The sequence below is a fragment of the Pseudomonadota bacterium genome (assembly GCA_018823285.1).
Lineage (GTDB): Bacteria > Desulfobacterota > Desulfobulbia > Desulfobulbales > JAGXFP01 > JAHJIQ01.
The window spans coordinates 21,895-48,598 of record JAHJIQ010000045.1; the positions used below are offsets into that span (position 1 = coordinate 21,895).

General features: G+C 52.4%; 22 protein-coding genes, 1 pseudogene and 1 riboswitch. Of the genes and pseudogenes, 17 read left to right on the plus strand and 6 right to left on the minus strand.

The window, feature by feature from the left end:
- The first annotated feature begins 310 nt into the window (after nucleotides 1-310).
- Nucleotides 311-490: riboswitch (cobalamin riboswitch) on the plus strand.
- 127 nt (nucleotides 491-617) lie between these two features.
- From KKG35_10595 to KKG35_10635, 9 genes and pseudogenes are all read left to right on the plus strand, one after another.
- Nucleotides 618-2,780 carry a TonB-dependent receptor gene (locus tag KKG35_10595; GenBank protein ID MBU1738576.1) on the plus strand — a complete coding sequence of 721 codons (2,163 nt, stop codon included), beginning with the start codon at nucleotides 618-620 and terminating at the stop codon, nucleotides 2,778-2,780.
- 2 nt (nucleotides 2,781-2,782) lie between these two features.
- Nucleotides 2,783-3,463 carry a diphthine--ammonia ligase gene (locus KKG35_10600; protein ID MBU1738577.1) on the plus strand — a complete coding sequence of 227 codons (681 nt, stop codon included), beginning with the start codon at nucleotides 2,783-2,785 and terminating at the stop codon, nucleotides 3,461-3,463.
- 14 nt (nucleotides 3,464-3,477) lie between these two features.
- A pseudogene (locus tag KKG35_10605) lies at nucleotides 3,478-4,068 on the plus strand (MotA/TolQ/ExbB proton channel family protein).
- A 134-nt stretch (nucleotides 4,069-4,202) separates the two neighbouring features.
- Nucleotides 4,203-4,634, plus strand: coding sequence for a biopolymer transporter ExbD (locus tag KKG35_10610; GenBank protein MBU1738578.1), 432 nt, complete (start codon nucleotides 4,203-4,205; stop codon nucleotides 4,632-4,634).
- 220 nt (nucleotides 4,635-4,854) lie between these two features.
- On the plus strand, nucleotides 4,855-5,526 hold the full coding sequence (locus tag KKG35_10615; protein ID MBU1738579.1) for an energy transducer TonB: 672 nt from the start codon (nucleotides 4,855-4,857) through the stop codon (nucleotides 5,524-5,526).
- Nucleotides 5,527-5,534: 8 nt separating this feature from the next.
- On the plus strand, nucleotides 5,535-6,449 hold the full coding sequence (locus KKG35_10620; GenBank protein ID MBU1738580.1) for a cobalamin-binding protein: 915 nt from the start codon (nucleotides 5,535-5,537) through the stop codon (nucleotides 6,447-6,449).
- Complete coding sequence (locus KKG35_10625) at nucleotides 6,385-7,446, plus strand: iron ABC transporter permease (protein MBU1738581.1); 1,062 nt, start codon at nucleotides 6,385-6,387, stop codon at nucleotides 7,444-7,446. Before KKG35_10620 ends, KKG35_10625 begins: the two co-directional genes overlap by 65 nt.
- Nucleotides 7,443-8,228 carry an ABC transporter ATP-binding protein gene (locus KKG35_10630; protein MBU1738582.1) on the plus strand — a complete coding sequence of 262 codons (786 nt, stop codon included), beginning with the start codon at nucleotides 7,443-7,445 and terminating at the stop codon, nucleotides 8,226-8,228. Before KKG35_10625 ends, KKG35_10630 begins: the two co-directional genes overlap by 4 nt.
- A gap of 12 nt (nucleotides 8,229-8,240) precedes the next feature.
- Nucleotides 8,241-8,657 carry an FKBP-type peptidyl-prolyl cis-trans isomerase gene (locus tag KKG35_10635; GenBank protein ID MBU1738583.1) on the plus strand — a complete coding sequence of 139 codons (417 nt, stop codon included), beginning with the start codon at nucleotides 8,241-8,243 and terminating at the stop codon, nucleotides 8,655-8,657.
- A 52-nt stretch (nucleotides 8,658-8,709) separates the two neighbouring features.
- On the opposite strand, the gene KKG35_10640 is transcribed toward KKG35_10635, so the two are convergent.
- The 5 genes from KKG35_10640 to KKG35_10660 form a co-directional block, all read right to left on the minus strand.
- On the minus strand, nucleotides 8,710-9,333 hold the full coding sequence (locus KKG35_10640) for a 3'-5' exonuclease domain-containing protein 2 (protein ID MBU1738584.1): 624 nt from the start codon (nucleotides 9,331-9,333) through the stop codon (nucleotides 8,710-8,712).
- A gap of 23 nt (nucleotides 9,334-9,356) precedes the next feature.
- The gene (locus tag KKG35_10645) at nucleotides 9,357-10,211 is read right to left on the minus strand and encodes a DUF4384 domain-containing protein (protein ID MBU1738585.1); all 855 of its coding nucleotides are present in this window, start codon (nucleotides 10,209-10,211) and stop codon (nucleotides 9,357-9,359) included.
- Nucleotides 10,208-11,437: a caspase family protein gene (locus KKG35_10650; protein MBU1738586.1), complete on the minus strand. Its 1,230-nt coding sequence runs from the start codon at nucleotides 11,435-11,437 to the stop codon at nucleotides 10,208-10,210. The genes KKG35_10645 and KKG35_10650 overlap by 4 nt, the downstream gene beginning before the upstream one ends.
- An 86-nt stretch (nucleotides 11,438-11,523) precedes the next feature.
- Entirely contained in the window at nucleotides 11,524-12,759 is a 1,236-nt protein-coding gene (locus tag KKG35_10655; GenBank protein MBU1738587.1) for an outer membrane protein transport protein, read from the minus strand.
- A gap of 72 nt (nucleotides 12,760-12,831) precedes the next feature.
- Nucleotides 12,832-14,049: an outer membrane protein transport protein gene (locus KKG35_10660; GenBank protein ID MBU1738588.1), complete on the minus strand. Its 1,218-nt coding sequence runs from the start codon at nucleotides 14,047-14,049 to the stop codon at nucleotides 12,832-12,834.
- Between the two features lie 169 nt (nucleotides 14,050-14,218).
- Here KKG35_10660 and KKG35_10665 point away from each other — a divergent pair, with 169 nt between their 5' ends.
- The 8 genes from KKG35_10665 to KKG35_10700 all read left to right on the plus strand — a co-directional run bounded on the left by KKG35_10665 (nucleotide 14,219) and on the right by KKG35_10700 (nucleotide 25,348).
- Nucleotides 14,219-14,374 carry a hypothetical protein gene (locus KKG35_10665; GenBank protein MBU1738589.1) on the plus strand — a complete coding sequence of 52 codons (156 nt, stop codon included), beginning with the start codon at nucleotides 14,219-14,221 and terminating at the stop codon, nucleotides 14,372-14,374.
- 170 nt (nucleotides 14,375-14,544) lie between these two features.
- Nucleotides 14,545-15,672, plus strand: coding sequence for an MBL fold metallo-hydrolase (locus KKG35_10670; GenBank protein ID MBU1738590.1), 1,128 nt, complete (start codon nucleotides 14,545-14,547; stop codon nucleotides 15,670-15,672).
- Nucleotides 15,669-16,796: an aminoglycoside phosphotransferase family protein gene (locus tag KKG35_10675; GenBank protein MBU1738591.1), complete on the plus strand. Its 1,128-nt coding sequence runs from the start codon at nucleotides 15,669-15,671 to the stop codon at nucleotides 16,794-16,796. Before KKG35_10670 ends, KKG35_10675 begins: the two co-directional genes overlap by 4 nt.
- Entirely contained in the window at nucleotides 16,760-17,959 is a 1,200-nt protein-coding gene (locus KKG35_10680; protein MBU1738592.1) for a class I SAM-dependent RNA methyltransferase, read from the plus strand. The genes KKG35_10675 and KKG35_10680 overlap by 37 nt, the downstream gene beginning before the upstream one ends.
- A gap of 180 nt (nucleotides 17,960-18,139) precedes the next feature.
- The gene (locus tag KKG35_10685; GenBank protein MBU1738593.1) at nucleotides 18,140-21,022 is read left to right on the plus strand and encodes a HEAT repeat domain-containing protein; all 2,883 of its coding nucleotides are present in this window, start codon (nucleotides 18,140-18,142) and stop codon (nucleotides 21,020-21,022) included.
- Entirely contained in the window at nucleotides 21,019-23,121 is a 2,103-nt protein-coding gene (locus KKG35_10690) for an HD domain-containing protein (GenBank protein MBU1738594.1), read from the plus strand. The genes KKG35_10685 and KKG35_10690 overlap by 4 nt, the downstream gene beginning before the upstream one ends.
- An 879-nt stretch (nucleotides 23,122-24,000) precedes the next feature.
- Nucleotides 24,001-24,501 carry an NUDIX hydrolase YfcD gene (gene yfcD, locus KKG35_10695; protein MBU1738595.1) on the plus strand — a complete coding sequence of 167 codons (501 nt, stop codon included), beginning with the start codon at nucleotides 24,001-24,003 and terminating at the stop codon, nucleotides 24,499-24,501.
- Between the two features lie 28 nt (nucleotides 24,502-24,529).
- On the plus strand, nucleotides 24,530-25,348 hold the full coding sequence (locus KKG35_10700; protein MBU1738596.1) for an inositol monophosphatase: 819 nt from the start codon (nucleotides 24,530-24,532) through the stop codon (nucleotides 25,346-25,348).
- Here the strand turns inward: KKG35_10700 and KKG35_10705 are convergent.
- Nucleotides 25,318-26,481: a cyclic nucleotide-binding domain-containing protein gene (locus KKG35_10705; GenBank protein ID MBU1738597.1), complete on the minus strand. Its 1,164-nt coding sequence runs from the start codon at nucleotides 26,479-26,481 to the stop codon at nucleotides 25,318-25,320. The two genes, KKG35_10700 and KKG35_10705, sit on opposite strands and share 31 nt — an antisense overlap.
- Between the last annotated feature and the right edge of the window lie 223 nt (nucleotides 26,482-26,704).

The following is a 26,704-nucleotide window of genomic DNA, read 5'->3' on the forward strand; positions in this document are numbered from 1 at the left end:
GCGAGCGTTCTGCTACAATGTGGCAGTCAAGCTACTCAAGCAGTTTTAAGGATGCAATGTGGCAAATTGTCGCACCTGTCCTTTGTCGTTGATTGTTTGTAAAAAAAGAAAAATTGGAGCCGGAAATTTTATGAGAACCCTCTAAATGTGAAGTCCTGAAATGGATCTGTCCGGGCGATAATTTTCCGAACTGGCAAAACAAGGGATACTCTGTTCGGCTCTTCTTCGATTGGGAGCAACTTATCGCTTTGCAGGTGATTTTCTTCGCTGGAAATCACATGTTTTCACTTGACCGGAGACCCGTTGTTGATTAGAAAAACAACTTTCAGGCGCTCATCAGAGCTTAAAAGGGAACCCGGTGTAAATCCGGGGCGGGCCCGCCGCTGTAACCGGGGACTGAAACCATTTTGCCACTGTCTGTTAAGGACGGGAAGGCTGGTGGAGGGATGATCCGGGAGTCAGAAGACCTGCCTTGAAAAATGGTGATGTATCCCCGTGGACAAGGGATATATCGACTGATCTTGCGGATAAATTGGGAATCCCCGGATCGATTAATTTCGGTCCGGGGATTTTTTTTGCCTCGGGCCTGGGAATCGAATGATTTTTTGAGGTGAAAAATGAGGTTCAGTGAAGAGGTGCAGTCAAAATTGACCATCCTGAAAGTAAAAGAGTGGGAGACCTTTCAGGTGGTTCTCCGTTCATTGCGGCGTTTTGCCCGGAAAGTAACAACGAAGAAAGCGGAAGATGTTGAAGTCTCTGAAAAAATTGTTCTGGTAGCATTTCTTGCCGCGATGATTTTGTCATTCTCCGGGAATTCATCCGCAGGTGAGACAGGCGCTGAGGCAGTTGCGGTGATGGACGAGGTGGTGGTGACCGCCACCAAGACCGAGGAGAAACGGAAGGATATTGCCAGCAGTGTGGTGGTCAAGGATGCGGTTGATATCGAAGAGGCTCCGGCGGAATCCCTAGGGGGGTTGCTGGCCAATGAGCCGGGTATTGACTGGCGGACTTACGGGAATTATGGCGGAGCTTCCCAGGAGATTCAGATTCGCGGCATGGATGGCAAAGGAACCATGCTGGTGATGGACGGGGTGGTTTTGAATTCACCCTCTTTGGGAGTGGCCGATGTTAGCCAGATCCCCCTGAACACCATTGAGCGGGTCGAGGTAGTCAAGGGGCCTGGGTCTTTGCTGTACGGGTCTGGGGCCATGGGCGGCACTGTTAACATCATCAGTAAGAAACCGAAACGGGACCAGCCTGTAACTAAGGTTGAGGCTGGATATGGAACAGAATCGGCGTACCATCTGGCGGCAGAGACCGGGCGTTTCGCCACCGAGGATTTCGGATATTACTTGACAGTAAATCGCAAGGAAACGGATGGTTTTCGGGAGAACAGTGATCTTGAACATAATGATATAGGTTTGAACCTGCTGTTCGATAAAGGGGATTCGTTTGGTGTTGATTTTAATTTCGGCTATGTCGACCGGGAATACGGAATGCCGGGAGTTGAGCCGCCGGCCGGCATTACCCCTTATTACCTCGCCAATGGGCAGCTTCTCTACAACGGGGAGTCTGCGTCTTTACTGGATCGCCACGAAGAGGAAAATCGCCATAGCTCCATCGTTATGAAAGGAACTGCCTCCGACTCGTTGGACTGGCGGGTCAAGGGTGACTGTGCGGTTTTGCGGAGTAGTAATTACGAGCGTTACAGTTCCGGTGGTTCGGAGTCGACCATAACAAACACGATACGAGGAATGGAGGGGAATCTTGACCTGCACCCTTTCTCGCAGGTTGGTATGGTACTGGGCAGCGAGTACCGCAATTTTGATTACGAAAATGAACAAACATCTCTCGATGCTGATGGTAATCCCACCGGTTCCGGTATAGTCGATGAAGAACACCGGATATTTACACAGGGAAGTTTTGCCGAGTTGAACCTGCGTCCGATAAAACAGGTGCGGCTCTTCGTGGGCTATCGTTATGAGACCAATTCCAAATTCGGTCATGAGGATGTGAGTCGTTACGGTTTAGTGGTGAATCCTTTGCCGATGACTGCGGTTAAGGTCAGCCATGGTCAGCATTTCAAGGCGCCGACTATGAATGATCTCTTCTGGCCGGATCAATGGGGGATGAGAGGCAATCCCGATCTTAAACCGGAGACTGGCTGGTATAGTGATATAACGGTTGAGCAGAGCCTGCTGGCCGGGAAGTTTTTTGCGTCTTTATCTCATTTCAAATGGGACGTGGCTGACAAGATCAGCTGGTATTATGATCCGGCCACTTTTTACTACAGTCCGGCAAATCTTGACAGCTACAAAGCTTCGGGCTGGGAAGCAGGGACTAAAATTGGTCCCTATCGTTCCCTGCTGGTCGATCTTTCTCTGACCCTGCTTGATGCGGAGGAAGAGCTGTCTCCAGGTGCGATAAGAGCAGCGCGCTATACACCGGAAACCCAGTTCAAGGCAGGCCTGACTCATTATGCTGATTTTGGCCTGACTTCATCGGTCGTCGCTCGCTACACCGGTGCCCGCCCCGGTTATTACGCTGGCAAAACGAATCTCGAGGCCCAGATCGAACTGGAGTCCTACTGGACTGTTGATCTTAAGATGCAACAGGAACTGAAGGATCATTGGCGCGTCTCCTTGCTGGCCACTAACCTGCTGGACGAGGAATATGATACCTATATTTCCACTTTCTACTATCCTGATTTCACCTCTGCTCAGCAACCCTACCCAGGTGCCGGGCGGACAGTATTTGCTTCGGTTGCCTACGAGTTTTAATGATGGGAGATTTAAAGGGGAAGGACTTTTTCGCATCCTGGAGCGGGGGCAAGGACTCCTGTCTCGCCTTGTATCGGGCGATCAGGCAGGGCGGCCGCCCCCGTCGGCTTCTGACCATGTTCGGTGATGACGGCGAGAAGAGCAAATCGCATGCTCTTTCCCGCGAGATCATCCAGGCCCAGGCCGACGCCTTGGGAATTCCGGTGGAGATCGGCAGCGCCTCGTGGGACGATTATGAGGCGAGGTTTCTGGAGCATCTTGCCGGTCTCAAAGCTGATGGATTGGGCGATGGCGTTTTTGGCGATATCGATCTTCTGCCGCACCGGCAGTGGGTCGAGAAGGTGTGCGACAAACATGGGATCACTCCCCATCTGCCGCTCTGGCAGGAAGAGCGGCGGAAACTGGTCGGAGAATTTATTGAGGCGGGTTTTGTCGCAATGATCGTGGTTGTTGAGGATAAACGTCTTGACCGCTCCTTTCTCGGACGCCGGATCGACTGGCCGACCATTGAGGCCCTTGAAGCTGCTGGGGCCGATGCCTGTGGTGAGGAGGGGGAATACCATTCGCTGGTGATTGACGGCCCGCTTTTTTCATCGGCTCTCAATCTGCAGACAGGTGCTATTGTCGGCCATGGCGGGTATAGTTTCCTGGAAACTGCATTAGAAACTGAGAAGAAAAACTGAACCGAGGTGTCCAGGTGGCAAATTATTTTTTAAGTGGCGGGCCGGTAATGTATCCGCTTTTGGCCTGCTCCTTTCTGGTTCTTTTCGTTGTTATTGAAAGGGCGATCTTCTGGATCGGTATTGATCTGCAGCGAAATCGTGACCTGCTTGATGAGGTGCTCGAACTCTGTCAGGACGGCAGATGGGATGACGTGCGGGAAAAGGTGCGGGGAAGCCGCGATTTTGTGATCCGGATTCTGGTGACCGGCATTCTCCACCGGGAGTTTTCGATGAGCAAGGCGATGGAATCGGCGGCCACCGAGCAGCTGCGCAAGATGGGCCGGTTCATGGGGGTGCTCGACACCATGATCACGGTGGCCCCGCTCTTAGGCATTCTCGGTACGGTGATCGGGATTATCGACTCCTTTGAGATCCTCGGCGCGGCCGGAATTGAAGACCCCCGGGCGGTCACCGGCGGCATTGCCCAGGCTCTGATCACCACCGCTGCGGGCTTGAGTATCGCCATCGTCTCGGTATTTCCGTTCAATTATTTCAGTTCCCGGCTGAACAAGGCGGCCCATTCCATCGAGCAGTACGCGACCAGTCTGGAGATAGTCTACGAGAAGCTGGTAATTCCAGAAGCCAGAAGCCAGAAGCCAGAAGCCAGAAGCCAGAAGCCAGAAGCCAGAAGCCAGGAAACAGGAGCCGGAAGCCAGGAGCCACGGACCGGAAGCCAGACGCCGGTTTCCGAGGAAAACCCGTGAAGATCAACCTTCCGGAAAAGCGCCGGGCGAGGATCGAGATGTTGCCGCTGATCGATATCGTCTTCCTGCTGCTGGTCTTTTTCATCTATGCCATGCTGTCGATGGCCGTTCACCGGGGAGTGCCGGTGGAGCTGCCGGTGTCTTCGACGGCGGCGCCGGAAAAAGAGTCGATATTGTCGGTAACCGTCAAGCAGCAGCAGGATGGAGAGAGCAGGATATTCGTCGATGAGGAAATTGCCGACCTTTCACGGCTGGCAATGGTGTTGAAAGAAAAGGCGGCGATTGAAAAGGAGAAGTCCGGCCGGGAGCCGGGAGTGCTTCTTTTTGCCGACCGCCAGGTTGATTACCAGCAGTTGTTCCAGGTGCTCGACCGGATCAATCAGGCGGGGTTGAGTCGTATTTCGTTGCAGGCTGATGTTGAGCCGTAACTCCATGTTATCCTTCGACAGGCTCAGGATGAGCGGCTTTGACAGGCTCACCATCAGGATGACCCTTCGACAAGCTCAGGATGTGCGCGGAGCTGAGTGGTTTCCGCTCACCCTGAGCATGTCGAAGGGTGAGTCTGTCGAAGGATGAGCTTGTCGAAGATTGGACGGCGCTGACGAGAAAAAAGCACAATCTGGCGTGAAGCGGGCTTGATGGGTATTTATGGAATTGATTGACAGGAACAGCATCAGGATTGTGTTCGCTATCCTTATTTCCCTGCTGTTGCATGTGATTATTTTGAACTTGGGTTCCGGGAAGACTCAGGCGCCTCTGGTTGGGGCGGTCAGAAAGAAGGTGACGGTCCGGCTGGTGGCCAGAAAAGCACCGGCGAAACCGGTGGCAAAGTCTGTTTCCCGCCCGGTCAAAAAAGTTGAGAAGGCTGCGCCTTTAGAGATTACCGAACCGGTGGCGGTCGTTGTCCGGGAGATTCCGCCGTTGGTTGTGCCGGCGTCTCCGGTAGTTCCTGAGCAGGTTGTTGAGAATGCCGAGTCGGCTCCGGAGGTCCGGCAAACCCCGGAAGTACAGGGAGCGGAGAACAACCGTGAGATGGCATCCGCAGTGGTTCTGGCGAGACCCTTGTATAAGGAAAATCCCCCACCTGAATACCCGGCCATGGCCCGACGACGTCAGTTGCAGGGCACGGTCCTGTTGGAAGTTGCGGTCAGCAGGGAGGGGAAAGTGGAAGGGCTGGAAATCGCTGAAAGCAGCGGTCACAAGGTGCTTGACCGGGCTGCGGTAGAGGCGGTTCGATACTGGCTTTTTGAACCGGGCCGCGAGGGTGGGCGGCAGGTGCCCATGAAGGTGCTGGTTCCGGTCCGTTTCAGTTTGAAGTAATCCTGGAAATGAAAATATCATCAGTAAAAATCATATTTGTCATCCTGGCGCTGTTCTGGTGGATTCCTGTTGCGTCCTCCGCCAGGACCATAACCGACCAAATCGACCGGGCAGTGGAATTGCCGGAGCGGATTTCCCGGGTGGTTTCTTTGGCCCCCAGCATCACCGAAGTGGTCTATTCGCTTGGGCGCCAGGAGTTGCTGGTGGGGGCAACCCTGTACAGCGATGACCCGCCGGAGGCGAAACTGTTGCCCCGGGTCGGTTCCTATGTTCAGCTTGATCTGGAAAAAATACTGGCCCTGAAACCGGATCTCTGTCTGGCGATCAAGGACGGGAATCCAAGGCACACCGTTGAAAGAATCATGGGAATGGGGATTCCGGTCTACGTGGTCGATCCGAAAAGCCTGGCCGGGATTATCGAGATGATTTCCGGATTGGGTGCGCTTCTCGGCGCGGGAGAAAAAGCCGCAATGATCACCTCTGATATGCGCAAGAGAATCAAAGCCGTTCATGAGCGACTGGCCGGGGCCCATGCCCGGCCCGGGGTATTTTTTCAGATTGATGCCGAGCCGATTGTTTCAGCCGGGCCCGGCACCTTTATCCATGAGCTGATCACCACTGCCGGGGGTCGCAATCTCGCCGGAGAGGGGGCGGTCGGCTCCTACCCGAAATTCAGCTGGGAAGATATTTTAGGCTATCAGCCCGAGGTGGCTATTGTGGCATCCATGGCGGGAGGCTTTTCGGTTGAGGCCCTGAAGGCGGGCTGGTTTCGCTGGCCGCAGATTCCAGCGGTCAAAAACAACCGGGTCCATGTGATTGATGCCGCTCTGGTTGACCGGCCCACCCCGCGCCTGATCGATGGTCTGGAAACCTTTGCCGGAATCATTCATCCGGAAATATTTGGAGAGCTGGTTGCAAAGTGATTTCATTTCCATAAACCGGAAGCTGCTTCTGGTTCTGCTGGCCCTGGGGATACTTCTGCTTCTGAGTATTTGCCTTGGTGTGGCTCTGGGCTCATCCGAGATCAGCTTCCGGGAGATGTTCAGGGTATTCAGCGGCGAGGCTGATCCGGAATCGGTGACGACCGCCATTATCCGCCAGATCCGGTTGCCGCGGGTGGTGCTGGCCGCGGTGATCGGGGCGACCCTTGCCCTCGGTGGCCTGGTGTTTCAAGTTCTTTTACGAAATCCTCTTGCCGAACCTTATATCCTCGGGGTTTCCGGGGGGTCGGCGATCGGGGCGATCCTTGCCATGCTGGCCGGGCTGGCACCTTTTCCCGGGGTTGCGCTGGCCGCGTTTTCCGGCAGTATGCTGGTGCTCTTGCTGGTCCTGATGCTGGCCACGGGCAGGTCCAAAGGACGGAATGACTCCCTTCTTCTCGGCGGGGTGATGATGAATGCACTGTGCGGGGCGGTCATCATGTTTCTGATCTCCATGTCCCGGAATACTCAGGTCCATCACATTCTCTTCTGGCTGATGGGCGATCTTTCCACTTTTTCCCGGGAGCAGCTGCCCCTGCTGCTGCCGGTGTTTCCCTGTTTTATCGTGATCCTGATCATGGCCCGGCCCATGAATCTGTTGCTGCTGGGCCAGGACAATGCCGCAGTGCTGGGCGTGAATGTCAAACTGGTCACCAATCTTTTGCTGATTGCCACGACCTTCATGGTCAGTGTGGCGGTCAGCCATTCCGGCCTGATCGGTTTTGCCGGGTTGGTGGTTCCCCATATTCTCCGACTGCTGATCGGGGGTGATCATCGACTGCTGATCCCCGCCTCGATTCTTGGGGGGGGATCTTACCTGATTATATGTGATCTTCTCGCCCGCAGCCTGCCGGCCTCGGGCGAGATGCCGGTCGGGATCGTGACTGCGTTGATCGGTGCTCCGACCTTTATCTTCCTGCTCTGGAGGGCCAACCGATGAAGGCGGTTGCGGTCAGGGATCTTGATCTGTCTTACGGGAAGGTCCAGGTTTTGAAAAAGGTGGCGTTCGAGGTTTCCGGCGGGGAATTTGTGGTCATTATCGGTCCGAACGGTACCGGCAAGACCTCGCTGCTCAAGGCTCTGGTCGGACTGGTGAAGACGTCGGGCTCCATAGAGATCCTTGGCCGGAACCTTGCTGAATACAGCAGGAAGGAGCTGGCGGTATCGGTCGCGGTGGTGCCGCAGCAGGTGGCGTTAGATTTTCCCTTTACCGTGGCGGAAACCGTGCTGATGGGGCGATCCCCACATCTTGGGCTCCTGGAATCCGAGGGAGACCATGACCGGCGGATTGCCCGGGAGGCCATGGAGTTTACCGATATTGCAACGCTTGCCGACCGGCGCCTCGATGAGCTTTCCGGGGGGGAGCGGCAGCGGGTGATCATTGCCCGGGCCATCTGCCAGGAACCGCGGCTGATTATGCTCGATGAACCGACCGCCTCCCTCGATCCTGCCCATCAGGTCAGGATCATGGATCTCATGGAACGGCTCCGCCGGGAACGGGGAACGACGGTGATCATGGTCTCCCATGATCTGAATCTTGCGGCCATGTACGGTGAGCGGCTGATCCTGTTGAAGGATGGCCGGGTCAGTGCCTCCGGAACCCTTGATGAAGTATTGGTTGCGGGGCTCCTGGAAGAGAATTATGGTTGTCGGATGGTGGTCGAGCGGGGGAGTAAGGGAGGGGTGTTGAGGGTTTTTCCGGTTCCGGATAAATTTTGCTGAGGATGGCTTATTATGAGAAAACTATTAATTCTGATGATGGTGGGGGTTTTTATGTGTGCAGTGGAAAGTGGTGCGGAAATGGTGACAACGGATTCCGGTCTTCGCTATGAGGAGCATGCGGTTGGCTCAGGCGGTGAGGCTGTTGCCGGCAAACAGGTCGAGGTCCATTATACCGGCTGGCTGAATAACGGGGATGCCAAAGGCAAAAAGTTCGACAGCTCCGTCGATCGCGGCCAGCCATTTTCCTTCAAGCTCGGGGTCGGTATGGTGATCAGGGGCTGGGACCAGGGAGTGGCCGGGATGAAAATCGGCGGTAAAAGGACCCTGTATATCCCTTCAGCACTTGGCTACGGGCCTCGCGGCGCTGGTGGAGTGATTCCGCCCAACACGGACCTGATCTTCGATGTGGAGTTGCTGGGGGTTAAATAGATTTGGTTGAGGGGCAACTGAGAAATGGGGGCTGGTATTTGGTCCGGGTCAATTATAAGAAGATATCGTGGTAGATGACTCCCATTTCCTTGAGTATCAGGTAGAGTTCCCGGCCGACCCAGGCATCGGTGGCTGCGTAACGGATCTGTTTTTCAGTGAGGATGTCTGTTGCCCAGTTTGAGCGTTGCGCGCTTTTTGAGATTCTGAAACCCAGAAGGACTGCAGTCATGCCCCGCAGGCCATGGTTTCTGATTCCGCTGGCTTTGGCGACTTTTGAAAGCTCAACAAAACCGTCATCGATAAACGTGGTGATTTTCTGCAGTTGAATGATGTCCTGATCAACGGCGACACCGCATTTGATGATCCTCTCGGTTTCCAGAATCTTTCGCAGTTTTTCAGGAAAATTCAAATGCTTCAGCTGGAAGAGATAGACACATTTTTCTCCTGCCAGCTGGAGCAAGGAAGGAAGATGGTCCTGCCCTTTCAGGTAGTTGGGCCTGGTTTCGGTATCAAAGCCCAGGAGGCTTTCCTTGTTGAGCTCATGCACCGCCTTGTCGAGACCATCACGGGTGTTGATAACCTTGATTTTTCCCGGGTAGCTTCTGATCGGCAGTGAGTTTATTTCTTCCTTGGTCATCCGCCGGTCAAAGCCGAGACGTTCGAAAGGCGCATGCATGTTTGGAGAGAGTTTTTCCGGGATCATTGCAGCCTTGGATTGATGATCTGGTATGAGGCGGTGTCCTCCGCCCGCGACTTGGGCGGGATCGAGGCCATGAGTCTTGCGATCTCGGTCACTGCGAATTTGGTGGAATCCATCACCCCGTAATTGCCGTGGGCCTTGACCTCGGAGAACAGATTGACCGGGCCGCGGGTGCTGATCACCTTGATGAACTCGGTGTCTCTCTTATGCCCGGGAAGAGTCGCCACCTGGAAGGTCATCAGACTGCCGCGGTCTTCCTTGGCCGGTATCTGATATTCCTTGTTCGGTTCAACCTTGTTGTCCCTGCGCAGTTTGTTGGGATAGAGCAGGGTCACGGTGCCGTCTGCAGAAAAATTGAGTACGGTGATATATCCTTCCTTGGTCGAGCTGACGTTGACGATCATCTCTTCACCATTCTCGAAAACTTGTTTATTCAACCAGACCTTGACCTTGTAAAACGGGTCTGGCTCGCCTTTTTCTTCCTGAACTTCAGAACGCAGGGTGACCCGGTACACCATTTCCGCCGGTTTGGTGGGGGAGGGCTGTTCCACATCCAGTTCCCACTTCAGGACGTCTTCGTTCACAATCCGGCCATAACTGACCGAATGGATGAAATCTCCCGCCATCGAGAAATTCTTCACCAGGGTCTCGGCCTGCACCTGAACCCCGCAGACCCTGGAAACGGCCTCATGTCTGGCCCGCTGCAGGGCGAGATTCTGGGCCTCTTCCGGAGTGATATTGGAGATGGCCGCCTCACCGATGGTGGTGATTGTGGTTGCCCCCTGCGCCTGGCCTGCCAGGAGAATCCAGATCAGGAAAAAAATTGCGTTTAGTATGTAATTGTATGATTTCATTGATATTCTGCCAGTGTCCTTTCCATGTTGACGGTATTGACGGAGGGTGATTGTTTGCGGCCGCCGTGGAGCGTACGGGCCATATAGGGAATGTTTTCACCAAGATACTTGTTGATCTCAGCCATGGTTACTTTCTTGTCCTGGTTCAGATCGGCTTCACCGGTTAGACCCAGGAGAAAATAATAGGTGAAAAGACCGTGCCCTTTCTCGGTATACCAGCTGGAAAGCTCGGTCCCTGCTGAAGAATTGATAAGGGTCGTGTTGGTGCTCGCAGCCAGCGGGTTGTTGACGATGATGCCCACCGGGCTTGCTTTCTTGAAAAGCGGAGCCCCGGAAAAACAGGCGTCGGTGACCACGGTTACCGATTTGGCCGGCATCTTGGCCAGGTTTTCGTAAAGGAGATCCAGCGAATACCCGCTGATCCTTACATTGTTGGCGTTGCCGTCCACCGGCAGAATGTACCCCTTCTTGGTCTCCAGGCTGGGAGCGCCATGGCCTGAATAGAATACAAAGATGTCTGATTGCTGAGGGGTAAGATACTCGAACAGTTTGCCTTTATGGGTATCGCTGGTCCCGAAGATCGATTCGAACACTCCTTTGGAGGCGTTGGCTTCAAAAATGATGTTCCCTTCCCGGTAGCCAAGGGTGTTGATCAGGTAATTTTTGACCAGTTCGGCATCGTTGACGGCAAAGTTGACGGACGGGATATCCTTGTCGTCATATTTTGCGTTGCCGATAACCACCGCCACCGCATACTTGTTGGTCTCTCTGGCCTTGCGGATTTTCTGCAGCTCTTTAGGGATCTCGTAGACTCCGAACATATCCGTTTCCCCCAGCTTTTCCAGTTCCATCTGGGCCATCGCCAGGTATTTTTCGGCATCCTTTGAGGGCGACATGTTCAGGGATTTTTCCAGTTCGGTGTAGGCTTCACGATACTGCTGGAGCTCGAAATGGACTATTCCCTTCTCGCGATGGGGGAAATATTCGCCGTACCGCATTCCATAAAACCGGATCTTTGTCGCTTCCATGTCTTTGATTTCAATGGCTTTGGTGAATGATTCCAGAGCTTTTTCAAACTCGCCTTTCTCTTTCAGTTCAAGGCCTTCGAGATAGAGCTTCTTGTAATCTTCCAGGGCCCTGGCCGGTCTGGGAGAGATCAGGGTTGCGCCAAGCAGTAGAAGGATAATCAGGGAAAATGGGACGATGGCTCTGTTCCTGAAAATCATGGTTATGCCTCCGGTAAAACGGTTGATAAGTTACATGGTTAAACGTTTATTATGCGGTTCTTGCCCGAGAATTGCCACTATAAATTTTATTCAAAACGGTAAATGAAAGACAGCGTGTATTCATCGCTGTAATCACCGGTTGATGCAGCCAGGTCCATCTGAACCAAGTCTGTGATCATAGTGCCGAATCCGATTGAGTAAATGTCCTCGTTTGTATCCTTATCAGAGAACAGGTGGTCAAATTTTGGCTGGCTATATGGTGGGGGAACATACATTTTGCTGTAAGGGCGGTAATAGTAACCGCCCCGGATGGCGATGGGACGTTCTTTAACGGTTAAAACGTATTCGAGGCCCGCATGATACTCTGTTTCATCGTCCATTTTCCATTCAAGACCAGTGGGATCGATCTCAATATAGCCATCGAGAATGTCTGAGTACTCAATGACAAGTGCATCGGCACTGATGGTCAGGCTTGAAAATTTGTATGAGATGCCGCCACCCCAGACATCAGGTACTTTAAATGTGCTGTCGAAACGCCTATAAAGTTCATACCTGTCTGATGTTCCGTTAAAAACATATGAGCTTGCATTGGCAGTGAACTCCGGGCCTTTTCGGTATACCATGCCTATGTTGAGCTCGCTGAAAGGATTCCAGAGCAGGGACGCAATGTAGTGACCGGCGCTCCCATCCCCTTCAATTCTGACCTCGTCTTCCCCGTCAACAGGGTTCCAGGGGTCGAGATGTTTGGTGGAGACCGACTTGTAATCAAACTCGGTCATGTTCAGGGAGATTCCTATAGAGAGACTGTCGATCACTTTCAGGCCCATCCCTAAACCGTAAGTAACACCATCAATATTACTTGTGATGTAATACGGGTCTGTCCCGTGCTGCCATATATACTCGTTGTTAATATCAATTAACTGATGGCGATACAGGGAGAAGGTTGCATCCCCTTTAGGAACGACATAGCTGAGAAAAGATATCCCTTCGGAGTTGCTTTCATACTCGGTCGTTCTGTTTGCTCCAGGTGGATTGGGATAATCATAGATCTTCTGGGTGTAGCTACCCGTTTTGTGTTCGATTGAAAACTCCGGTTTTGTCAGTACCGTCAGCCCGGCGGGGTTGGTGTAGGCAGCGGTTGCGTCATCAGCCAGGCTGATAAAGGCGCCACCCATTGCGTTTGATCTGGCTCCAGGATTATTGAACCTGAATTCGAAACCGAACATGTCGGGGCCGGAGAGCTGGGCGTAGACATCGTTACCGGTAATCAGTGTTGTTATGGCAGCTAACAGGAAAACGAGAGAGAGATTTTTTTTCATCATGGCTCCAGCGATTAAGATTTGTATTTGGCTAAAATGTTATCTGAAAAGGTATTTAGAGGAAATAATTCTTCCTTATTCAAGTCGGTAAACCAGTGAAAAGCTCCCTTCGTTGACAAGGTCACCGAATGAGCCGGAAACGTCTACCTGGAGGTTTTCACTTAAAACTGCACCGACTCCAACAGTATAGATGTTGTCATCAGTACCGCCTGTATCCATGCCACTAGAAATTTCCCTGGCTGAGTGGTTTGGACGGAAGAAGTAGCCACACCGAAGGGCAATTGGAGTTGATGCCAAGGCGAATACATATTCCAGCCCTGCATGGTATTCCCAAGTATCTTCTATTTCAAAAGCGTTTGTTGGCTGGCCAGAGTCATCGAGCGCGTCATCAAGTATCTGTGAATATTTGATGTGATTTGCGTCTGCCGCAAGTGTGAGTCCGATGGGGAAGGAGTATGAAATACCGACTCCGTAAAATTCGGGGACATGAAGGACATGGTTGTAGACTTTATTAATTAGGAGGTCATCGTTGACTGAAAGAGGAACAGAGGTGTCCTGACGGTATCTTATGCGTTCAAAGGTGAATTCTGCCCCTTCGTGATAGGCTGCGCCGAAATTGAACTCGTCAAACACGTTCCAGAGCATGGAAACGATCACATGTTCATCTTTTCCCGAACCGTTGATTCTGTCCAGGTTGTCAATATATCCAGGGTCACTGTTGCTCATTCTTGTAGATATGGTTTTGTAATCCATCTGTGAGAAGTTGATCGTCAGTCCCAGAGAGAGAGGGGGGGCCACTTTCATCCCAAAGCCCAAGCCGTAGGTGTCGGCGTTAAGTTCCACTTCAGAGAAGACCCCAGAATCGGTTATATCGTCTTTCCAGGTGGTTCCGCTGGTTGAGTCGATCATCTTGTGCTTGAAGAGGGTGATGGTCGCCTTTTCCTTGGGGGTGGCATAGCTTACAAAAGAAAGGTTGCCGTCAGAGGATTCATAGTCGTGCTCACCCAATCCGTCCTTGACCCTGGTGGTAGTGGTCCCGTATTTATACTCAACTGAGAGTTCCTGCTTAGTAAGGACGGTGAGTCCCGCGGGGTTGGTATAGGCCGCAGAAGCGTCATCAGCCAGACCAATAAAGGCGCCACCCATGGCGTTAGCCCGAGCCCCGGGGTTGTTGAATCTGAAGTCGAAACCAAGCACATCTGGACCAAGAACAACTGCCTGGACTTGATGTGGGGCTGCAATTGCAAAATAAAAAGCGAGAAGGATGACCAGAAAAGGTCTTTTTGATCCCATGATTTTCACCCATTTTTTTATTAGTAATTAAGCTCTGATCGACTCGTGAAACGGGCTGACTCCATAATTTCCCCTATGTTAAAGAGCAGATGTGTGATTGTCAAAGATATATTTATTTTTCATCACAGGGTTGTGGGATGTTAGGGGGTGGGAAAATGTGGATGTGGAGTTGGACTACACAAAACAATCAGGCGACCAGGTCGATTTCCTGGATTGTCCTACCGGTACCGATCACCCGGAGGAAGACCGATATCTCCCGGAGATTGCCGGAATGACTGCCGATCCAGGCTTGGAAAGATTCGCCTTTCTGGTGATTCTGGATTAAAAGGTGCTAACTTTGAAGAATGATGTCCGCACTTGCAATTTTCATGGTAATCCAACCTTGTAACCGGTAGAATTTGTCTGTTTTTAGCTCTATAGGATTGTATCGGTTTGCCGATGATTTTGGATAAGCCATTGAGTGAAGATTTTTGCAGTGCAGAACCTGGAGAGAGTATGGGCAAGGGAGAAATAACTGTTGAGGAACTCGAAGCGAAAATCCAGAGCGGCAAGGTGGAGCTGCTTCTGGATATGCGCAACCCTGATGAATTCGAGTCGTGGCGGATTGAGGGCAGGCATGAAATCGAGACCATGAATATCCCCCATACCGATCTGGTGGGGGAGGAGGAGAAATATCTTGATCGATTGCCGGTGGACAGGGAGATCATCGTGGTCTGTGCCCACGGTGATGCCTCGGCATATTCTGCGGCGGAATTGCGGAAGCTCGGGCTTAACGCCCGAGGTCTGGTCGGGGGGATGGAGGCGTGGAGCTTTCTCTATGAAACAACAAGGGTTGTCGACGATCCTCTTGTTATTCAGCTTTACCGACTTGCCAAGGGTTGCATCACCCATCTGGTCATCTCGGACGGCGAAGCGGTGGTGATTGATGCGGTCCGGCATATCGAGAAAATCAAGCAGCTCCTGGCCGACCATAATGCGACCTTGAAATATGTGTTTGATACCCATCTGCAGGCGGACCATATTTCCGGAGGCAGACAGCTGGCAGCAGATGCCGGATGTGATTATTGCATCAGCCCCGTAGACGCGGCCGGGGCGGCATACAGTCATAAAATTCTTGCCGATGGTGAAACCTTTGCGGTCGGGAAAAGCAAATTGCGGGTGTTGCACACTCCGGGGCACACCCCGGGCAGTACCTCGTTTGTTCTCGATGAGAAATATATGTTTACCGGCGACGCGATCATGAAAAGCGCTTTGGGGCGGCCTGATCTCGGCGGCAAGGTCAGGGAGTGGGCCGATCTTCTTTTTGATACCATCCATCAGAGATTCCGCCGGATCGATGACCGGACGATCGTCTTGCCGACCCACGCCTCATCGGTGATGGAAAGGGATGCCGCCGGGGCAGTGTCTCTGACCCTCGGTGAAGCCAGAAGGAAGATGGAGTTGTTTTCAATCCGCGACCGGCAGCAGTTTGCCGACCTGATTGAAAAGACCCTGCTGGAGAATCCGGCGCGCTACCAGGATATACGAATGGTCAATCTCGGGCAGAGTGATCCTGACGAGGAGAAACGAAAGGAGCTGGAAACGGGGAAAAACCTCTGTGGCATGGCTGAAAAAAAAGGATGAGCGGCAAACCTGATATTGTCAGGATTTTTTTCCCGGAGCGGATACAGAAAAAGATAACCCCGTTGGGCTCCGGAAAGATCAACGATACCTGGCTGGTTGAGTTTGCCGGGGGAGGACCGGCTCAAGCTGTCCTGCAGCGGATAAACACCAGGGTTTTCCGACAGCCTGAAAAGATCATGGCCAATCTCCGGAATCTGTCGCGCCATCTGGAGAAAGATATCGGTCCTGAACCGGACCACGATGCAGACCGCTGGCAGACGGTCACTCCGTATCTTACCCCCGGAGGCCAGGATCTCTATCGTGATGGCGGTGGCGGGGTCTGGCGGATGCTTTCGTTTATCGACCATGCGTCCAGTTTCGAGAGGGTGGAAGGGGATGGGCAGGCCCGCGAGGTTGGCCGAGCCCTGGGAAAATTCCATCGGTTGACCATCGATCTTGACCCTGCAGAGTTTTTTGATACTTTGCCCGGTTTTCATGTTACCCCGCAATACCTGAACAGATATGATCAGATTGTAACCGCACTTAAATTCATCCCGGGATCTGCAGAGGAAGAGTTCTGTGCGGAATTTATCGAAAAAAATCGGACCGGAGTCACTGTCCTTGAAGATGCATTTACAGAAGGGCGTCTCAAGAGAAGAATTATCCATGGCGACCCCAAGGTGTCGAATATCATGCTTGCTGATGATACCGGCAAGGCGGTGGGCCTGGTGGATCTTGACACGGTGAAACCAGGTCTTTTGCTGTATGATCTCGGCGACTGTTTCAGATCATGTTGCAATCCAGTCGGCGGCGGCGGGGGAGATCTTGATTCTGTAAGGTTTGATATAGAAGTATTCCGTTCGGTCCTGACCGGTTATCTCGGTGAGATGGGTGCATATCTGGCCGATCCCGAGTATGATCTGCTGTCCAGGGCGACAGGTCTGATCAGTTTTGAACTCGGACTGCGTTACTTTACCGATCACCTGGAAGGGGACCATTATTTCAGGGTTGACGCCCCGGGGCAGAATCTGAACCGGGCGGTCGGCCAGTTCCTGCTGGCTGCGGATATTCTACGACAAGACGGAGAACTCAGGGATGCGGTCAACTCATGTCGAAAATTTCAAAGGATACACCCTTCATTTTGAAAACTGAAACACCGGAGAACGGACTCTTTACCTACCAGAAGAATGGTTTCTTTTTTGCGCTCGTAGCCGAAGGTCTGGAAGAAGAAGGAGGCAGGGAGCTTGCCGAACTCGGGGCGGAGGAAGTCAAAGCGGTGTACCGCGGGGTGCGGTTCAAGGCCGATATGCCGACGGTGTACCGGATCAACTATCAGTCCCGACTCTGCACCAGAATCCTCGCGCCGCTCCTGACCTTTGATTGTCACAGCACCAAATATCTCTATAAAACCGCCAGAAATATTCCCTGGCCGGCCATTTTACGAAAAAACGGCTCCTTTGCCGTTTCGGCGACCGTTTCCCACAGCAAGATCCGCCATTCGAAATATGCCGCTCTCTGCCTGAAGGATGCCGTTGTCGATTCCTTCAGGGAGGAGTTCGGGGTCAGACCCGATGTCGACCGGCGGGAGCCGGACCTCTGGCTTCACCTCCATGTGGAGAACAACCGGGCGGTGATCAGTCTCGACACTTCAGGGGGCTCTCTCCATCGGCGCGGGTATCGGCAGGACTCGGTTGAGGCCCCGATGCAGGAAACCCTGGCGGCGGCGATTGTCAGATTCTCCGGCTGGAATGGTGAAAAGCCCCTCTATGACCCCATGTGCGGCTCCGGAACCATTCTGGCGGAGGCCTATATGCGATATTGCCGGATTCCGGCGGCCTGTTTCAGGGATAGATTCGGCTTTGCCGCGATGCCTGATTTCAGCCCCTCCGATTGGAAGGCGGAAAAAGAAAAAGCAGACAAGGCTCGAAGAAAACTTCCCGCCGGTCTGATTTCCGGCAGCGACGGTTCTCAGGAATCTGTTGCCGCGGCCCGGGAAAATCTGGCCACCCTCCCCGGGGGCAGGGAAGTAGTGATAAAAAAATCGATCTTCCAGAAGCTTGTCAATCTCGAAAACCGGGTGATTATTTCAAACCCTCCCTACGGCATCAGACTTGGCAGGGAGGAGGAGAACGCTTCCCTGATGAAGGAATTCGGCGATTTTCTGAAGCACCGGTGTCAGGGGTCTGAGGCATATCTTTATTTCGGGCGCAGGGAAATGTTGAAAACAATCGGTCTGAAGCCTGCCTGGAAGAAAGATCTGAGTAATGGCGGTCTGAAAGGAGTGCTGGCCCGGTATGATATGTATTAATGCTTCCAGCATGCACTTTCTAACATTCGCTTCAGAGTGCGGCGGAAAATTTTCGGAGCAACATCTTTTTGTGATAGTATGAATCCAGACTCGAGCCACAAATCCTTAACTGTTGCAATTGGTGTGTTTTTTTTATATTTTATGGGAGCAGTTCCTGATAACCACTAAGGTCCCCTCTACATGGATTACGGCGAAGAAAAAGTAGACTTCAGTTTTGATTCGGACCTTGATCCGGTTGAGCGCAAAGCCGCCATCGATGCCACCGCGTCTTTTCTTGTCGCCCTCAAAAGTTACGGCCTTTTCCCCCCCGAACATGCCAGCACCCTGAACATGATGGCTGGCGTCTCTTCTCATCTGATCGATTTCATAAGCAAATATGGGGATTTACGACTGGAAGTCGAAAAAAACCGTCTTCTTTATTGCGATGAGGTTATTTTTGAAGAAGAGGTCTCCGACGATAATCCGGCCTTTGTTTTTTTCCGGGACGGGATTCGCTGGATCGAATTCCAGGAAGGTTTGACGGAGAGCGAAGTTGTCACCTTCTTCAGGCTGATCAATTATTACAAGGAGACGAGAGAAGAAGAGGATGGAGACATCGTCACCGCCCTCTGGAGCGCCGATCTTAATCATATTGCCTATGAGGCGTCGGATGAACTCTGGGAGGCTGAACCGGTCCTTGAATTTTCGCTTCTCAATCCAGCCGCCCAGGAATTTCTCGAACGAGGTGGCGGCGCGGTAAAGGGCTTCGACCTCCTGAAGAGCATGCTGGGTCTTGAACCAATATTGACCGGCGGCAAAGGTGATGATTCCGGTGAAGGAACCGGTGAAGGTGATGGTTCCGGTGAAGATGCTGTTGATGGTGGATTGGATGGAGGCGGGAGCGGATTTACCTCAAACGATGGAGGATTCGGTGGCGGTACCGGTGGCGGCGCGGGCAGTTTTGTTACCGGTGATGGTGATGCTGCCGGTGAAGGTGGTGGTGGCAGCTCGGAAGACCTGAGCTTCTGGAATTTACTGACTGATGCAGAACCTGCTTCCGGTGGCGGGGGAGGTACCGGAACAGGGACCGGGGTTGGAAGTGGGACCGGAACCGGGGCGGGAGATGAATCGGAGACAGGCGATGGATCCTGGTCCGGGACGGGTGGCCCGAGTGGCCCTGATGCCGGCGGGTCCGGGGTTGACGGTAGTGCAGGTTCCGGCGGCGTTGGTGGAGCGGGGAGCGGTTCCGGGACAGGCATCGGATTCGGGGGGGAGGCTGGCCAAAGGTCTGTTGCGGCTGGCGGTCAAGACTCCGGACCTGGTGGCGGTCCTGGGGCAGGAAGCGGTATTGGAAAGGGGGGAGCTGGCGGTGGCAGTGGTCGCGGTTCAGGCACAGGGGGCGGCCCGGTTAAAAGTGGCGGTGCCGGCTCAGGAGGCCCTGACGCCGGAAGCGGTCTCAGCATGGGCGGAGCAGGGGCCGGCGCTGGCGGCGCCCCAGGTTATGGTGCAGGATCCGGTTCGGGTAAAGGTGATGGAAATACCCCTGGCACAGACCTTGGCGCGGGTCCAGGTGCGGGCCCGGGAGCAGGCCCGGGAGCAGGCCCTGGAGCAGGTCCTGGGGCAGGGCCCGGCCCGGGGAGAGGACCGGCTGGAGAAGGTTTTTCAGAGGGTGGCGCGAATTCGGGATCCGGTTCGGGAGATGGAATCGGCAGGAAGGTCTCCGGGCGAAGGCGAAAGGGGCTGAAAGGTTCGCATCTGCCGATTTCAGGAAAAATCTCGGATCGTCTGGCAGGTGGCAAGTATCCTCAAGGCGGAACAGTTGGCGGCGGTAGAGGAACTGACGCCCCGCCTTCCCGTGTCGACCAGAAAAAGGCCGGAGCGGATTCCCGACCCGGGCGGGGTGGTGACTGGGAGGATAGAAGACCGACCGTAGATGACGATTATATCAGTGTCAGCGTTGCGTCCATCGAAGTCGGGGAAACCCTGTGGAGCTTCAGCCAGGAGGAGAAACGGACGCTTGATCAGATGATCAGGGAATATGAGGAGCGGAGCAGCAGTTCGGATGTAACGGAGCTTTTGATGTTTGTCCTGAGGGACGAAACAGAACCGCATATTTTTGAGTCGATCATCAATTTCATGAAAGAGGAGTTCCGGAATATTCTTATCGCCCAGGATTTCCGGCTTGCTTACGCACTCCTGAACAACCTCAAGGATATGCGGGAGCATCTGAAAGATGATAAGGAATGGGCGCTGCCGATCCTTGACAGATATTACGATGACATTGCCGAACCGGAGATTTTGGACACCCTGCTGCCGGTGTGGGCGGAGCTGCAGAACTTCGATGAGCCGAAGCTCAAGACTTTTGCTGCTTTGATGCAGTTGCTGCCGCCGAAAACCGCCGAGTCGCTTGCTCCGATGTTCAGCAGGATTCATTCGGAACAGGGGCGACGCATCATGGTCGACATGATAGCGGGTTTTCTGCGCAGGGATCTCAGGATTCTTGAAAAAATGCTGGCGCGGCCGGAAGAGGAAATTACCTTGAGACTGGTTCACGTCTTGCGCGGGCTGCCCGATCACAATATCGCGGAAGCCCTGTTGTATAAAGTAATCCATCATTCCAAGGACAGGGTGCGTAAAGAGGCTTTGAGCATCCTGGTAAGCCGGGACTCCCAGCATTTTGAAAAGCTTTTTCAGATGATCCATGACTCAAACAGGGAAATCCGGATGCATCTACTCGATTATTTTGGAGATGAAAGAAACCCTGTTGCCGAGAGCATCCTCCAGGAATACATGCAGGGAGACAGGTTCCAGGGGAGGGATCAGGAACATCTCCTTTCCTGTTACAGAGCTCTCGGCAGGTGCGGGTCTGACAATGCCGTTCCATTTCTTGAAAAGGTTTTGTTTGGTCAACCCTGGAACTTTGTTATCGGACTCGGAACCCCTGTACATCGTCAGGGAGCCGCTCTGGCATTGAAACTGATCAAGACTCCAAAAAGCATCATGCTTTATAACAGAGCTGAAAAAAGTGCAATACCGCATATCAAAGGGGCGTGGCTGAAAGCTAATGCCGACAAGAAACTATGAGTAACCCCAAAACAGATAAACCGAGATTTGGTGATTCACAGCTTCTTCCCGGTGAAGAACTCCTGGCAAGTCTGCACAGCCTGGTCCAGACGATCAAGATTCACGATGTTAACAATCAACTGGTTACAAACTGTGTCGAACGTTTTATGGAGGCCGTGGAGATTCTTCTTGAAGATGCGGATGATCTGACCATTCAGGTTTCCAAAGGGCGTTTTTATATCCAGGAGGAGAAACTGCCCCATCGGCGGACCATTGCCAATATGGTTGATACCGTACTTAAGTTTTTCGACCAGAGGGGGCTGATGGGGCTCAGGATTTATCCGGCAATTGCAATAGCTCCTGCCGAGGAGCTGGTGGCTTTTGCCAGATATCTGAATGATTCACTCAAACAGAAAAATCCGATGGACTGGCTCGTTCTCCGTTTCGAGGAGGCCAAACTTCAGTGGGTTGCCATACTGCAACCGGAGATTGTCGAATCGACAGATGCAGCGGCAGGACTCGGTTTTGATTCAGGAGGAAAAGCCGGTCGGGGTCGTCCCGGAGAAACGGGAAAAGGGATCGGTGGTTTTGGCCCAGGTGGTGAAGGACCTGACGCTGGGGCCGGTTATGAAGGTTCCGGTCTTGGTGATGGTGGAGGTGAGCGTAGAGGCACAGGATCCGGAATCAGTTCTGGAAGCGGATCGGGTGGAACAGGGCAAGGGCTGTTTGGTACGGGAATCGGTTCAGATTCCGGGCAAGGAACCGGCAAAGGCACTGATGGTGGTACTGGTGGTTTCGGAAAAGCTGCCGGGAAAGGGAGAGGCGCCGGGGCGGATTCTGGAGTGGGAGGTGGAAGCATCCTCGCCGATTCTGGGAGTGGCAGCGCCGCTGGAGCGGATTCGGGAGGTGAAAGTTCTGGAGACGGTCCTGGAAGCGGCAGTTTCGGAACTGGTTCAGGAAGTGGTGGCCTCGGCGGCGGGGCTGGTGGAGAAGAAGGTGGTGGTCATGGCAAGGGGGGCAGTGGGAAAGGTCCAGGTAAAGGCCCGGGAAAAGGACCCGGCAAAGGCCCAGGTAAAGGGAAAGGGTCCGGGCCCGGGAAAGGCCCGGGGAAAGGTGGTGACAGAAGCGGCGCAGATACCGATAGGGGAGGGGGTGAGGTTGAGCTGCCAGGTCAGCGGTCTCCCCGAAAAGTATATGCCTATGCCCTTGAATCGATGCGGGAAGTTGCCCAGAAAATATCGGTCAACCAGAGGGCTGGGGTCAGGAATGCGGTCAGGATGGTCCAGAATATGGTCGAGGAGGTGGTTCTTCAGGAACAGCCGCTGCTTCTGGCCATGAGCACCATAAGGGTTTACGACGATTATACCTTTACCCATTCGGTGAACGTTGCGATTCTTTGCATGTACCTTGGGAAACAAATCGGAGTTTCGAAAGAAACGATGGAGAGTCTTGGGATCAGCGCTCTTTTTCATGATCTTGGCAAGGTCCTGATCCCGCAGAATATTTTGAATAATGACAAACCTCTCAGCAGCGATGAAATATCAGAGATCCGCAAGCATTCATTGAACAGTATCAGGCTTATCGTCAGGCTCCGGGCTTCTGCCAAGCGCAAAACCAGAATCCTGTTGCCGCCCTTTGAGCACCATTTACGTTTTGATCTCAATGGGTATCCGAAGATAGGGTGGAAGAGACCCATAAGCCTCTGTGGCCGGATACTGACCATCTGCGACGTCTACGATGCGCTTACTTCGCCGAGAGTTTACCGGCCTGAAGCGATGAGTGCCGACCGTGCTCTCGGTCTGATGCTTGAAGGGTCGGGAACGGTTTTTGATCCGATTCTTTTGAAGGTTTTTATCAATATGCTCGGTGTGTATCCGGTTGGGACGTTGCTGGAGCTTGACAATGGAGATATCGGACTTGTTTCAAAAGCACCTTCGACCCATATTATGAACAGACCATCGGTCATCCTGCTGGAGCCGGATGGCCATGGCAGTTTTAAAAAGGGTGAGGAAGTGAATCTGGCCGATACAGATGATTCAGGATTTTTCTATCGAAATGTAACCGGAAGTGTTCATCCGGCGGTGTTTAATATTCAGCCTGCAGAATTTCTCACAATATAGACCGCTACTCACCGTATCTTTCTGCGACTTCTTTATATAGTTAATGGGTGTTTTTCGTTGACTGCAGTGAGTGAAGACTCTGGATGTGTGTCGTTGAGGAGGTTTCGGATTCCTCTCGAAGTCGCATTCCGTCACTTGCAGCACCTAATGAATTTTCCGATTATTCCCGGCGATTTGTTTGGGGGGAGGTGGAAGCGATTGTGGCTGGCAAGTGTGTCTTAATTTGTCTCACTTCAGGCGGGACGGAAAGATCTCGGTTGTTGAAGGGCGTGTCATAAAGGGGGGACAACAACCCGGCGTGGAATTCAAATTTGAACTCCAAAGAGGTGCGGCGTCGGAATGGTGTGTGGTCCAGCCCCGGAGTGTCCGGTGCAGCAGGTGTCTCGCTTACTTTATGCTATTCGGATATACAGGGTATCTGGGCTGGCATTGATCAACAGCGTCTACGATCCGTTGCACCTGAACATCAATGCCGCTGAGGTCGACCTGTTCGAGAATTCCGAGGTTGTCAAGACGGTCCTTTAGAACAATCATTTGCCCCATCAAGGCTTGGGCACCGTTGCGAGCTTGATGGGTAACGCTGATGCATTTGTCTGCTGTCATGTCGCCTCATTCTCCTGAAAATTTTGAACCACAGAAACGAACTGTTCCCTTGCCAGAAATTACTCTTCTTGAACCTCTTCCCTTTTATAACAAGAGGAATATTGATGTCAATAAAATATACCACATATTGTGGTTTTTTTCTCAAAGTAGTCTATATGTTGTATTTTCAATAAGTTAGACAAGATGCTTGGTTCCATGGTAAAAAGTCTTTGTTTTAGGATTCCAGGCTGGGACTGCGATTGCTCCTGATCAGGAATTTTTTTAAGGTAATGAGACATGGGAAAAGATGAAAAGGTTGTAATTGTTGATCTGGAGAACAGGGTGATCGGACATGCCCCACGGTGGGTCATGAGAGAAGAAAAACTGATTCACCGCGCTACCTATATTCTGGTATTCAACAGGAGAGGAGAGCTTTATGTGCAGAAAAGAACAATGACAAAAGATATTTACCCGGGATTTTACGATTTGGCAGCCGGCGGGGTCGTGCTTGACGGTGAGAGCTATGATGAGTCTGCCAGGCGGGAACTTCTGGAAGAACTCGGAGTTTCTCCTCCATTAAACAGGTTGTTTGATCATTTTTATTCCGGACCTCACAATCAGGTATGGGGTAGGGTGTATTCCTGTCTCCACGATGGCCCTTTTGTTCTCCAGGTTGATGAGGTTGAAAGTGCTTGTTTTATGCGGAGGGAAGAAGTTGTCCGTTTCAGTGGCGATCATGATTTCACTCCTGATGGGATTGAGATTTTCGCTCGGTACATGGCGGAAAAATTGCAGTAAGTTTGTCGAATAGACTGGAGGTTTGCCGATGGATCGGGTGGGAAAAGTTCTTGATCACTGTACAACTGCAATTTCACCGATGCTCAGGGCTGCAGTGGAGGCTTCATCTGCTGCGGGGGAGATTATAAGGGAGTTGTATGACCAACCACACCAGATCCGAATGAAAGGTGCCATTGATCTGGTGACTGAAGCGGATCTGGCTGCGGAAAAAGCGATACTGGAGATCCTTTCAGAAAGGTTTCCTCACCATTCATTCATGGGTGAAGAGTCGAGCTCCGATCAGATTGGTGACCGGGATGGTTCACTCTGGATCATAGATCCCCTTGACGGGACGACCAATTTCGCTCACGGGTTCCCATATTTTTGTGTGTCAATAGCCTATCAGGAAAATGGCAGGTGTGAGGCGGGAGTGATCAATTGCCCGATGCAGAACGAGATTTTTCTCGCCTGGCGCGGGGGCGGTGCCTACCTGAACGGCAGAAAGATTTCCGTATCACAAAGTTCTTCCCTGCTTGAATCATTGATTGCAACTGGTTTCCCCTATTCCATAGAAGAAAGAATCGACAGAGTTTTATCACAATTCGGCAAGGTGCTGCCGAAGGTAAGAGACATCCGTCGGGCAGGCGCTGCAGCGCTTGATCTGGCGTATGTGGCATGTGGACGTCTTGACGGGTTCTGGGAAATGGATCTGAAACCCTGGGATACAGCGGCCGGAGTTCTAATGGTTGAGGAGGCTGGAGGCAGGGTGACTGATTTTGCGGGGAGCGTTAACTGGACGCCTTATATGCCTGAAGTGGTAGCCAGTAACGGCAGGATTCATTTGGATCTGGTTTCAATGCTGTCCTGAGAGAAGCCTCCTTCATCAAGGAGTCGGGTCATCGTCCCGACGGCATTGGCAAAGACGATCAGGAGCCCTCTCACCTTTGGCGGCATTTCGTTGAACTGGACACCGATCGCACTGGTACGGACATTGGCAATACTGGTAATCTTGTGCCAGGCAAGCCGGCCCATTATGGCAAGGGCCACTGTTTCTCCGGGCAGGCTGATTCTGATCTTGGCATTTCGGCCGGCGAGATCTTCAGGGATGTCCTGGTACTTGGGATCAACAATCACACAGGCGCCACCAAGAGAGATGTCACTGGAATAGCCTTTTACGTTGATGGAGGTAAGGCCTGGTTCGCGTCCGAAAATCTCCAGGTTCAGGATGATCGATAATTCCTGGCGGGAACTTTTACGGAAAAATTTTGATGGTTTATCTTCATCGGGGAGAGATTTCGAATCGTTGAGATTTTTCAGGCCGGTTTCAAAATCCGGGTGTTCCCCGCACAGGGAAAGAAGATTCTCGTTGGTTATTTTCAGTAATTCGACACGTGTTTCAGCCCTGATGTAGGAGGAGAAATCTTTCTTCTTTTCCCTGGGAATCAGGCACCCGAAGAAATCGTTTTCAATCAGGAGTTTGGGGTCGATATTTTCCGGGTCGTCTTCCGTGAGAGATTCGGTGAGTTCGCCGGAGACAACCAGGTATAAAGCATCGTCGGGAGAGCCGGTTTTTTTTACATATTCGCCCGAATTATACAGTTCAAGATTAACCAGAGAGAGGACATCCACCAGTTCTGGGTAAGACATTTTGGCGAAGCATTCGGCAATGGCGGAGGTATGGGAATCTTTCCGCTTTAATCTTGAATGGAGAGAACGAAGATCATATGGCGACGGTTTGACAATGCTCCAGGTGCACATCAGGGCTGCGATCGCCTGGAGGCTCATTCCCTGCTGCATAAACAGGTGATAAGTTTTTCTGTAGGTCTTGCTTGCTTCGATAAATGCTTTCTTGCTGCTCAGATAATCTGCAAGCAGGCGATACAGTCGGGGTTCATTGGGAAACTCTTTGATGAGTTTTTTATAGTCATCCAATGAACTCAATGATGATAATCCCAGAGTCAACTGGTCAATGATCTGGATGTGAGATTTCTTGTTTTCCATAAAGAGAGTGCCGCACAGAAAAATAATATGTTTAACTTGATGTAATCATTAAGATTAATACACCAGCTGATATTTATTGTCATTAAATAAAAAAGTGGGTCTAGTCGGAGGATCCCAGCAGAGTTTCTGGATATTTTAACTGCCTGTTGTCAGGGGGATAAAATGACAGGATTTTGTGATTATGCTGCTTGATTCGGATACATGGCGTCGCGTCGCTTGCTTT

What these genes read in the sequence shown, in the direction of transcription:
- KKG35_10595 (MBU1738576.1), top strand. Translation starts at nt 618, where the DNA reads ATGAGGTTCAGTGAAGAGGTGCAGTCAAAATTGACCATCCTGAAAGTA.
- KKG35_10685 (MBU1738593.1), top strand. Translation starts at nt 18,140, where the DNA reads ATGGATTACGGCGAAGAAAAAGTAGACTTCAGTTTTGATTCGGACCTT.
- KKG35_10660 (MBU1738588.1), bottom strand. Translation starts at nt 14,049, where the DNA reads ATGGGATCAAAAAGACCTTTTCTGGTCATCCTTCTCGCTTTTTATTTT.
- KKG35_10645 (MBU1738585.1), bottom strand. Translation starts at nt 10,211, where the DNA reads ATGAAATCATACAATTACATACTAAACGCAATTTTTTTCCTGATCTGG.
- KKG35_10655 (MBU1738587.1), bottom strand. Translation starts at nt 12,759, where the DNA reads ATGATGAAAAAAAATCTCTCTCTCGTTTTCCTGTTAGCTGCCATAACA.
- KKG35_10620 (MBU1738580.1), top strand. Translation starts at nt 5,535, where the DNA reads ATGAAAATATCATCAGTAAAAATCATATTTGTCATCCTGGCGCTGTTC.
- KKG35_10635 (MBU1738583.1), top strand. Translation starts at nt 8,241, where the DNA reads ATGAGAAAACTATTAATTCTGATGATGGTGGGGGTTTTTATGTGTGCA.
- KKG35_10705 (MBU1738597.1), bottom strand. Translation starts at nt 26,481, where the DNA reads ATGGAAAACAAGAAATCTCACATCCAGATCATTGACCAGTTGACTCTG.
- KKG35_10600 (MBU1738577.1), top strand. Translation starts at nt 2,783, where the DNA reads ATGGGAGATTTAAAGGGGAAGGACTTTTTCGCATCCTGGAGCGGGGGC.
- KKG35_10675 (MBU1738591.1), top strand. Translation starts at nt 15,669, where the DNA reads ATGAGCGGCAAACCTGATATTGTCAGGATTTTTTTCCCGGAGCGGATA.
- KKG35_10615 (MBU1738579.1), top strand. Translation starts at nt 4,855, where the DNA reads ATGGAATTGATTGACAGGAACAGCATCAGGATTGTGTTCGCTATCCTT.
- yfcD (MBU1738595.1), top strand. Translation starts at nt 24,001, where the DNA reads ATGGGAAAAGATGAAAAGGTTGTAATTGTTGATCTGGAGAACAGGGTG.
- KKG35_10700 (MBU1738596.1), top strand. Translation starts at nt 24,530, where the DNA reads ATGGATCGGGTGGGAAAAGTTCTTGATCACTGTACAACTGCAATTTCA.
- KKG35_10670 (MBU1738590.1), top strand. Translation starts at nt 14,545, where the DNA reads ATGGGCAAGGGAGAAATAACTGTTGAGGAACTCGAAGCGAAAATCCAG.
- KKG35_10680 (MBU1738592.1), top strand. Translation starts at nt 16,760, where the DNA reads ATGTCGAAAATTTCAAAGGATACACCCTTCATTTTGAAAACTGAAACA.
- KKG35_10650 (MBU1738586.1), bottom strand. Translation starts at nt 11,437, where the DNA reads ATGATTTTCAGGAACAGAGCCATCGTCCCATTTTCCCTGATTATCCTT.
- KKG35_10625 (MBU1738581.1), top strand. Translation starts at nt 6,385, where the DNA reads ATGGTCTGGAAACCTTTGCCGGAATCATTCATCCGGAAATATTTGGAG.
- KKG35_10640 (MBU1738584.1), bottom strand. Translation starts at nt 9,333, where the DNA reads ATGCATGCGCCTTTCGAACGTCTCGGCTTTGACCGGCGGATGACCAAG.
- KKG35_10630 (MBU1738582.1), top strand. Translation starts at nt 7,443, where the DNA reads ATGAAGGCGGTTGCGGTCAGGGATCTTGATCTGTCTTACGGGAAGGTC.
- KKG35_10690 (MBU1738594.1), top strand. Translation starts at nt 21,019, where the DNA reads ATGAGTAACCCCAAAACAGATAAACCGAGATTTGGTGATTCACAGCTT.